This window comes from Flavobacterium sp. KMS, from assembly GCF_000813005.1.
In the GTDB taxonomy this organism is placed as follows: Bacteria; Bacteroidota; Bacteroidia; order Flavobacteriales; family Flavobacteriaceae; genus Flavobacterium.
In genome coordinates this window covers 1-3,213 of record NZ_JSYP01000052.1, presented here as the reverse complement: position 1 = coordinate 3,213, position 3,213 = coordinate 1, and the positions used below count along the sequence as shown (strand labels likewise).

The window sequence follows — 3,213 nt, the reverse complement described above, 5'->3', positions numbered from 1 at the left end:
GCTTAGGGCTGCACTCCATCTGTAGGCTACTCCTGCTACAAATTTGTCATTGAACATGAAGTTGGCTGACAGGTCGACTTGTAGTGGGGAACCTTCGACCATTTTGGTCAGTACGGCTGGTTTGAATTTGATATAGGGGTCTAGATCGAATACGTATCCGGCTATTAGGTAGTAGTTGATTTTGTCTTTGAAGATGGCGATATCATTATCGTTGTATCTGTTAGTTTCGATAAAATTGGGTACGGATAATCCGATGTAGGCTTTATCGGAATGCCAGTATACTCCTGCTCCTATATTGGGGGTGAATTTGCTGTTTAGGTCTTGAAATTGTGGGTCGCCTTGTTGTTCTGGGTTTAGTTTACCGATGTCTAAATTGAACAGGTTGGCGGTGGCTTTGATCCCGAAGGATAGCTTGAAGGTTTCGGATGTGGGTATGGTATAGGATAAATCGGCCGAGAATGTGTTTTCGTTTGTTGGTCCTATTTTATCGTTTACCAGGGATACTCCTTTTTTCTGGTTTCGGGTGCTCCATCGAGTCCTACCCATTGGGTACGGTATAGTCCAAAGATGCTCATGGCTCCTCTGGAACCGGCATAGGCTGGGTTTATATTGATGGTATTGTACATGTATTGTGTAAACTGGGCATCTTGTTGTGCATGGCTTACTGCGGAAAAAAACATAAAAACGATTACTAATTTTCTCATTTATTTTTCTTTTAAGAATGGCTTAGCTTTTTAGGGCTAAGCCGTTTCTATTTGTTTTTTACTTTTATTTATTGATGTATAAATATCCTGCTTCCTGGTGGGCATTGGACTCGCTGTCTTTGTATTTTAGTACGTAGTAGTATGTTCCTACTGGCAGTCCATCGGATTGTTTTACGGTGGTGCGTCCTTCGGACATTCCTCTAAAGGCGCGCTCTTCGTTGTTGTAGTGTTCGCGTTCGAATACTAAAACTCCCCATCGGTTGTATATCTCTACGGTATTCTCTGGATAACATTCTAGCCCTTGGATGTAGAATCTCTCGTTCATAGAATCTCCGTTTGGTGAGATGGCATTGAAGACTTTTATTACGCAGCCTTCTATTGGGGATACTGTTGGATTGTCGTCTACATTGCTGGTGTAATCGGATTTGTCTTCTACTGTGATTCCGTTGGCACTGGTTCCAAATGCGGTGGCCTGGTTGCTTATTTTTCCGGCATTGATGTCGGATTGTTTGATTACATATACGCCTATAAAGGTGTGTTCGTCGGTTTCATTTACGCCTAATGTGATTGGGCTTCCTGTCATAACTAGTCCTGGAAGTGGGTCGCTAACTGTTACGTTTGTCAGCGGGGTGTTTCCAGTATTGGTTATCTTGAAGGTATAGGTGATCGTTTCTCCTGCATTGGCATAACCGCTTTTGTTTTCGTCATTGAATGTGGCTGTTTTTATTACGGCTATCGATGGTACGGCTACAAAAATGGTTACTTTGGCACTTACGCAATTTGTTTTGTTTATCACATCACAAATTTGGTAGTTTAGTGTATAGGTACCTCCTGGCGTATTTGGCGCTACATCTATTGTTCCGTCTTCGTTTAATGTGATTCCTGATAATACGGTTAGGCTTTTTATGGTTACAACGGCTGGGTTGTTTATTCTGCTTCCGTTTAATTTATCATTGTCTAATACATTGATTGCTTCTAGTGTTCCGTTTATTCCGTCTGCAAAGAGTACGTTGTCATCTGTTGCGTCTATCACCGATGCTCCTACTACAATTACTGAAGTTACTTCATCACAGTTTGTCGGATTGGTTACTTCGCATATTTTGTACGTTACGTCGTAGTTTCCTGCTGGTGTATTTGGAGATACGGTTACAGTTCCGTCAGGATTTAATGTGAGTCCTGTTGGTACTGTTACTGGCGTTAGTTTTACTTCACCTGGGTTGGTTCCGATAACTACATCTACTCCGTTTAATTTATCGTTTGATGTCAATGATGGCGTTTTTCCGCCTGTGTTTCCGTTAATTGGAGAAGTCGTTTCTGTAATAGCTTCAATTAATGGTTGACTTACTACAACTACTGAAGTTACTTCATCACAATTTGTTGGATTAGTTACTTCACATATTTTGTACGTTACATCGTAGTTTCCTGCTGGTGTATTTGGAGATACGGTTACCGTTCCATCTGGATTTAATGTTAATCCTGTTGGTACAGTTACTGGCGTTAGTTTTACTTCGCCTGGGTTAGTTCCGATAACTACATCTACTCCGTTTAATTTATCGTTTGATGTTAATGGTGGTGTTTTTCCTCCTGTATTTCCGTTAATTGGTGAAGTTATTTCGGTGATAGCTTCGATTAATGGTGGACTTACTACAACTACTGAAGTTACTTCATCGCAATTTGTCGGATTAGTTACTTCGCATATTTTGTAAGTTACATCGTAGTTTCCTGTTGGTGTATTTGGCGCTATTGTTACAGTTCCGTCAGGATTTAGTGTTAATCCTGTTGGTACAGTTACTGGCGTTAGTTTTACTTCACTTGGGTTGGTTCCAATTACTACATCTACTCCGTTTAATTTATCGTTAGCTGTTAATGGTGGCGTTTTGCCTCCTGTGTTTCCATTTATTGGAGAAGTTGTTTCTGTGATAGCTTCGATTAATGGTGGACTTACTACAACTACTGAGGTTACTTCATCACAGTTTGTCGGATTGGTTACTTCGCATATTTTGTAGGTTACATCGTAGTTTCCTGCTGGGGTATTTGGCGCTATTGTTACAGTTCCGTCAGGATTTAATGTTAATCCTGTTGGTACAGTTACTGGCGTTAGTTTTACTTCGCCTGGATTGGTTCCGATAACCACATCTACTCCGTTTAATTTATCGTTTGATGTTAATGGTGGCGTTTTTCCTCCTGTATTTCCGTTAATTGGAGAAGTCGTTTCAGTGATCGCACAAATAACATAATCAATAGTGATATTACTAGATGGAAGAGAAATACATCCTGCATCACTTGTTACGGTGAAACTATAACTACTTCCTTGTACTAAACCTGTTACAGTCGTAGTTGTTGTATTTCCAGAAATATTTCCAGGATTTATAGTCCAATTACCTGATGGTAAGCCATTCAAAACTATACTACCTGTTGAAATTGAACAAGTTGGTTTTGTTAAAGTTCCTAATCTTGGCTGTGCTGGAGTGGTGTTTACATTTACTACTACAGCAGTTCTTGCACTTTC

Annotated in this window: 1 protein-coding gene and 1 pseudogene; both read right to left on the bottom strand. The window is 40.3% G+C overall.

Annotated features, from left to right (window positions below; translation table 11 throughout):
* Positions 1-704, bottom strand: a pseudogene (locus OA93_RS23930) (type IX secretion system membrane protein PorP/SprF); the annotation flags it as partial.
* A gap of 64 nt (positions 705-768) precedes the next feature.
* Positions 769-3,213 (bottom strand): gliding motility-associated C-terminal domain-containing protein (locus OA93_RS23925; RefSeq protein WP_039116797.1); only part of this gene is annotated, 2,445 nt, incomplete at its 5' end.